The sequence below is a fragment of the Streptomyces sp. MB09-01 genome (genome assembly GCF_033794505.1).
Lineage (GTDB): Bacteria > Actinomycetota > Actinomycetes > Streptomycetales > Streptomycetaceae > Streptomyces.
The window spans coordinates 1-5,752 of record NZ_JARAYQ010000385.1; the positions used below are offsets into that span (position 1 = coordinate 1).

The 5,752-nt window shown below is 69.9% G+C and carries 6 protein-coding genes; 5 read left to right on the forward strand and 1 reads right to left on the reverse strand.

The genetic code is table 11. The annotated features are described in order from the left end of the window. Nucleotides 1-72: 72 nt before the first annotated feature. Nucleotides 73-537, reverse strand: a complete 465-nt coding sequence (locus tag PV721_RS40455) for an STAS domain-containing protein (protein ID WP_319733452.1) — start codon at nt 535-537, stop codon at nt 73-75. A gap of 678 nt (nt 538-1,215) precedes the next feature. Here PV721_RS40455 and PV721_RS40460 point away from each other — a divergent pair. From PV721_RS40460 to PV721_RS40480, 5 genes are all read left to right on the forward strand, one after another. Then, nucleotides 1,216-1,326 carry a keywimysin-related RiPP gene (locus tag PV721_RS40460; RefSeq protein WP_107050258.1) on the forward strand — a complete coding sequence of 37 codons (111 nt, stop codon included), beginning with the start codon at nt 1,216-1,218 and terminating at the stop codon, nt 1,324-1,326. A gap of 26 nt (nt 1,327-1,352) precedes the next feature. After that, nucleotides 1,353-3,209, forward strand: a complete 1,857-nt coding sequence (locus tag PV721_RS40465) for a lasso peptide isopeptide bond-forming cyclase (RefSeq protein ID WP_319733442.1) — start codon at nt 1,353-1,355, stop codon at nt 3,207-3,209. A gap of 29 nt (nt 3,210-3,238) precedes the next feature. Further along, nucleotides 3,239-3,493 carry a lasso peptide biosynthesis PqqD family chaperone gene (locus PV721_RS40470; RefSeq protein ID WP_319733444.1) on the forward strand — a complete coding sequence of 85 codons (255 nt, stop codon included), beginning with the start codon at nt 3,239-3,241 and terminating at the stop codon, nt 3,491-3,493. Further along, entirely contained in the window at nt 3,490-3,924 is a 435-nt protein-coding gene (locus PV721_RS40475) for a lasso peptide biosynthesis B2 protein (protein WP_319733448.1), read from the forward strand. Before PV721_RS40470 ends, PV721_RS40475 begins: the two co-directional genes overlap by 4 nt. Further along, nucleotides 3,921-5,752: ABC transporter ATP-binding protein (locus PV721_RS40480; protein WP_319733450.1), on the forward strand; the 1,832-nt coding region annotated here is incomplete at its 3' end. The genes PV721_RS40475 and PV721_RS40480, both read left to right, overlap by 4 nt.

Here is a 5,752-nt window from a genome sequence, read left to right on the forward strand (position 1 = left end):
CCCTGAGGGGTCCGAGCGCCGCTGCGTGCACGGGCGGCTCCCACCAAGCCGCTCGGGGCCGCCGGGGCTCGGCTACGGGCGGCGAGTGCCCTTGTGTACAAGTGGGAACAGTCCGTGTGAGGAACGGACCGGGCCTCGCTTGACGCCGGACAGCCATCCGGCACCGAAATCCGAGAGGTCGCGTGCGCGCTGCGCCCGCTCCTCGAGCAGCCGGCGAAAGCCCGCCACGGCGTACCGCTCGCCGGTGGCCGAGCCGCGCCCGCGGATGCCGGCGACGTCAGCTATGAGCTGCTGGGGCTGGGGCTGCCAGCCGACGACCATGACGCGCAAGCCCAGGCACTCCGCGCCGCGGTGCAGGGCCAAGAGGTGGAGCAGGCCGCCGGAGTCCATGGACGTCACACCGTGCAGATCGACCATGAGGTCCCGCTCGCCGGCGGTGACGCCGTCCAGCGCCCGCTGAAGCGCCGCGCCCGCGTACTCGTGGAGTTCCCCGCTGACGCTGGCCAGGACCGAACTGCCGCAGTGCTGGACGTCCATGGTGATCAATGCGTTCTCCTCCCGCCCGGGGGACCGGGGCCCTCGTGCTCTCCATCCTGGCGCGGCGTTCCCCCGGACGGGTGTGAGGCTCGCTGACGCTCCGGCATCAATGCCCCGGTACTGATCAAGGCTTGCCCGGGTGAGACGTTGATCGCTGCTTGGCCAGCGAGGGGAGATCTCCTGCTACCCGGTGTGGATCTGGGTGAAGAGGGGCCTGCCCCTGTCCTTGGACCGTCTGCGAGGCAATGGGGATCGGCGGCAGTATCCAGCCATTCAGGCAGAAGAAGCAGGGAGGGAAGCACGGCGGCAAGATCGGAGTGCGCCCCGGCGGCTCCGTCCGGATCCCGTCGGCGCGCCCTCTTCACCACACCCACCGTGTGCTTCTCGATGCGCAGGTCGAATCGTTTTTCCGTCCTTGCGCGCATCCCGCTCGCCTGATGTTTCATTTTTGACGAACCTCGTGAGCCGCAGTACAGCTCTCTGACCACTTTAGAAATTTACATATGATCCCATTTTCTCTAGCGACCTTGCTGTGGCATCCACCTATGCACGTAGCTATTTGGGTACACCCGCTTCCTTGTTCCGGCTCCCGATGAGCCTGGACGGGACGGCAGTGAACCGGTCTCCGGTTCACTGCCAGCCAGGGGGCGGTCGTGACACCGCATGTGAGGAGAAGTCATGAAGAAGGCTTACGAGGCGCCGACGCTGGTCCGGCTCGGGACGTTCCGGAAGAAGACCGGGCTCCTGCAGAGCTCCGGCAACGACCGTCTCATCCTGAGCAAGAACTGACGAGCGACGGTTCCTGACCCGACGTCATGACTGAACTGCACGAGAGTGCGGGGACGGGCCCCGGCGACGCGCACTTCACGGTCTTCACCGACCGGGAGGACGCGGCCGCCGTGGCCCGCTTCTTCGCCCGCCCCGGAACGCGAATCCTGCAGCACGCTTCGGGCCGGCCCTGGCTGGTGGGGCGGTGGCACGATGAGGAGATCGTCACCGCGCGCGCCGGCCACACGGTCCTCGCCGTCATCGGCTGCTGTCCGGTCGATGCCGCAGAGCTCGAGCGCCACGCCGGGAGGCTGCGGGATCTCGCCGAACTCGACGCACTGGCCCGCTCCCTTCCAGGGAGCTTCCATCTCGTCGCCGCGCTCGGCGGGCGGCTCAGGGTGCAGGGCACCGCCTCCGGGCTCCGGCTGGTCTTCCATGCCTCCGTTGACGGAACACAGGTGGCTGCCAGCCGCGCCGACGTACTCGCCGCGGCGCTCGGCGTCGACCCGGACGAGGAGCAACTGGCCGTCCGGCTGCTGTGGCCCATTCCCCATCCACTCGCCGAGGCACCCATGTGGCGAGGCATCACCGCCGTGTCCCCCCAGGACGCGCTGATCGTCTCGCCGGACGGCCGGACCGTACGCCACTCGCGCTGGTGGACACCGCCGGAACCGGTACGCACGCTCGCCGACGGCGCCCCCCTCGTCCGCGAAGCCCTGGCCGCGGCGGTCGACGCCCGCACCCGGCAGGGGGGCGTAGTCAGCTGCGACCTGTCAGGCGGCCTGGATTCCACCTCCATCTGCTTCCTGGCGGATCGCTCACCGGCCCGGGTTGTGGCCAGCACCTGGCCTGGTCGCGACCCCGCCGACACCGATCTGTACTGGGCCGAAGAGGCCGCCCGGTCGATGCCTGACATCGACCATGTGGTCTGGGACGCCGACGCCTCGCCGCTCGTCTACACGGGCCTGCTCGGCATCGATGACCTGCTGGACGAACCGACCATCGGCGTCATGGACCGATCAAGGGTCCTGCACCACCTGCCCGGCCTGGCGGAGCGGGGTAGCCGGTTGCACCTGACCGGCATCGGCGGCGACCACGTGGCCTGGTGCTCCGAGGCGTACTACCACCGACTACTACGCACGCGCCCGCTGTTCGCGCTGCGCCAGCTGCGCGGCTTCAGGGCCCTGTGGCAGTGGCCGCTGGGCGGCACGGCACGCGCGCTGGCCGACTCGCGGCCGTACGGGAAGTGGCTGGCCGACTCCAGCGGCCGCCTGCGAGACCCACTACCCGCCACCGTCAGCACCAGCCTCGGCTGGGGCATGCCCCCTCGCCTCTTCGACTGGGTCACCCCCGACGCCGAACGGATGGCCCAACGGGCGCTGCGAGAGGCCGCCGTGACCGCCGTACCGCTGCACCCGGACCGCGGCCTGCACACCGACCTCGAACAGATCCTTTCCTGCACCCGCATCATCCGCCAGTGGGACGGGATGGCAGCCCGGGCCGGCGTACCGATGGCCTCGCCGTTCCTCGACGACCGCGTCATCGAGGCATGCCTCGCCGTGCGCCCGAGCGAGCGTGTCACGCCCTGGCGGTACAAACCCCTCCTGACCACTGCCATGAGCGGGATCGTGCCCGATGCGTGCCTGCGGCGCACCAACAAGGCCGCCGCTTCCATGGACGCATCCAACGGACTGCGCGAACACCGCGCCGATCTGCTGGCGCTGTGGGAGGACTCCCGGCTGGAACAGCTCGGACTGGTCGACGGCGCAGCCCTGCGCCGGCTCGCCCAACGCCCGGCCACACCCGAACTGCGCGACGCGATCCTCTACTCGACCATCGCCGCCGAAGTATGGCTGCGCGGCCTCCACCGAACCACCGGGCCCAAGGCTCCCGCCTCCTCATGACCACCGTTCCGCTGCAGAAAGGCACACGCATGGCATTGAAGTTCGGCGCCAATGTCTCCACTGCCGAGACGGACTACGGCACGGTCCTCCTGGACGAACGCGCCGGGGACTACTGGGAGCTGAATCCGACCGGCACCCTGGTGGTCAACACGCTGATGGCGGGCGGTGACGAAGCCGCCGCGGTCGCCGCGCTCGCCGACGAATTCGACATCGACCTCGCCCAGGCGAAGCAGGACGTCGACGCCCTCGTACACCAACTGCGGGCCTCGGGGCTGGCCGAATGACGACGCCCAGCGCCCTGGAGCGGCCCACCGGCGTGCCCTTCGCCCGGCGCCTGGCCGCCCGTCTCGTCCTCATCCCCGCCCTCGTGCTCTCACTCCTGCCGCCCCGCCGGATCCGCGCCGTGCTCCACCTCGCATGTCGCGGAGCCACGCCGGCCACCGCCGCACAGGCGAAGAACGCACGGGACGCGATGTGCGCGGTGAGCCTGCGCTGCGCCGGGCCGAAAGGCTGCCTGCCCCGGTCTCTGGGAGCCGCGCTGCTGTGCCGCCTGGGAGGGAGCTGGCCGACCTGGTGCACCGGGGTGCGCGTGGTGCCGCCGTTCACGGCGCACGCCTGGATCGAGGCGGACGGCCGCCCCGTGGACGAGGGCGTACCCGACGACTACTTCACCCAGCTCATCACGGTCGCTCCGGGGAGCCGATCGGGCCGATGACCGACACCGTCGTGGATCAGGCGCAGCAGGCGGCCGAGGGGGACCGCTCCACCCGGGCCGCGGTCGCCACCATGTACCGGCTGACCGCGGGCCACCGGGCCTCCATCACCGTCGCCACCGTACTCACCCTCGTCGGCTCGGCGCTCGGGCTTGCCCAGCCGCTCGCTGCCAAGCACGTCGTGGAAGCGAGCGGGCGCGGACAGATGTTGTGGCCACTGTTGCTGCTCCTCGCTGGCTTGTTCGTCACCGAAGCGGCGACCGGCGCAGTAGGCCGCTTCGTTCTGGAGCGCATGGGCGAAAGCATCGTACGAGGGCTGCGCCACAGCCTGGTGGCGCGGCTGCTCCGGCTGGAGATGCGGGAGTACGACCGGCACCGCAGCGGCGATCTGATCTCCCGGGTCACCGCCGACACCACCCTGCTCAGAGAAGTCGTCTCCCAGGCACTGGTCGATCTGGTGACGGGTGTCCTCGTCGCGGCGGGGGCGATCGTCCTCATGCTGTGGATCGACCCGCTGCTGCTCCTCCTGGTCGCGGCGACCGTAGCTACCGCCGCCGTGATCGTCGCCTCACTTCTCAAGGGCATCCGGGCTGCCTCCGAACGCATGCAGACCTCCGTCGGCGCGATCGCCGCCGACCTCGAACGCGCCCTCGGCGCCCTGCCGATGGTCCGGGTTCACCGAGCCGAGGACCGTGAAGCGGCCCGCATCGGAAAATGCGTCGAGGCGGCGTACAGCGCCGGCGTACGGACCGCGAAACTCGCCTCCGTGATGAGCCCCGCGGTCGAGCTCGCCGTTCAGGGCTCCTTCCTGATCGTCCTGGTCATCGGCGGCCTGCGGGTCAACAGCCACGCCAACTCCCTCGGCGACCTGGTCGCCTTCCTGCTGTACGCCTCCTACCTGGTCCTTCCGCTGTCCTCTGTCTTCCGGGCGGTCGGCCTGATCCAGCGCGGCATGGGTGCTTACCAGCGCATCGAGCAGGCACTTTCCCTGCCGGCGGAGCCCTCCCAGCAGACCCCGGCCGTCCGGGCATACACGCGCGAGGCGGCCCGGCAGACCATCTCGTACCAGGAGCCCGCCCTTGCCCTGCGGAATCTCAGCTTCAGCTACGACCCGGACCGGCCGGTGCTGCGCGGCGTCTCGTTCACCGTCCCCTACCGGCAGCAGACAGCCCTGGTCGGCCTGTCGGGTGCCGGAAAGAGCACGATCTTCGCCCTCATCGCCAGATTCCACGAACCGGACTCCGGGACCCTGCTCTTCGACGGCCTGCCCGCCACCGAACTGAGCCGCACCGCATGCCGGTCACGCATCGCCGTCGTCGACCAGAACGCCCACGTCGTCCACGGCACCCTCTGGGACAACATCACCTACGCCACGCCCGACGCCACCCAGGCAGAAGTACAAGACGTCGTCGAGCTCGCCCAGCTGGAAGGCGTCATGCGGCGGCTGCCAGGCGGCTTGTCGGGAATGCTCGGCGAACGCGGCGACACCCTGTCGGCGGGAGAGCGCCAGCGGGTGGCCCTGGCCCGCGCCCTGCTCGCCCGCCCCTCGATCCTCCTGCTCGACGAGCCTACCTCCCACCTCGACACCATCAATGAGACCGCGCTCACCACAGTGATGAAGGACGTCGCCCGGGAATGCGCCCTGCTGGTCATCGCACACCGGCTCTCCACCGTCCAGCACGCCGACCAGATCGTCGTACTGGACAACGGCCGCACCACCGCCCAAGGACGTCACGAAGAACTACTCACCAGCAGCCCCATTTACCGCGAACTGGCGGCCGGACAGATGCTCCGCCCGGCCAACGCCCAGAAGACCTCCCCCGTGACGAC

Coding starts and splice junctions, on each gene's coding strand:
- PV721_RS40455 (WP_319733452.1), bottom strand. CDS start 537: ATGGACGTCCAGCACTGCGGCAGTTCGGTCCTGGCCAGCGTCAGCGGG.
- PV721_RS40460 (WP_107050258.1), top strand. CDS start 1,216: ATGAAGAAGGCTTACGAGGCGCCGACGCTGGTCCGGCTCGGGACGTTC.
- PV721_RS40465 (WP_319733442.1), top strand. CDS start 1,353: ATGACTGAACTGCACGAGAGTGCGGGGACGGGCCCCGGCGACGCGCAC.
- PV721_RS40470 (WP_319733444.1), top strand. CDS start 3,239: ATGGCATTGAAGTTCGGCGCCAATGTCTCCACTGCCGAGACGGACTAC.
- PV721_RS40475 (WP_319733448.1), top strand. CDS start 3,490: ATGACGACGCCCAGCGCCCTGGAGCGGCCCACCGGCGTGCCCTTCGCC.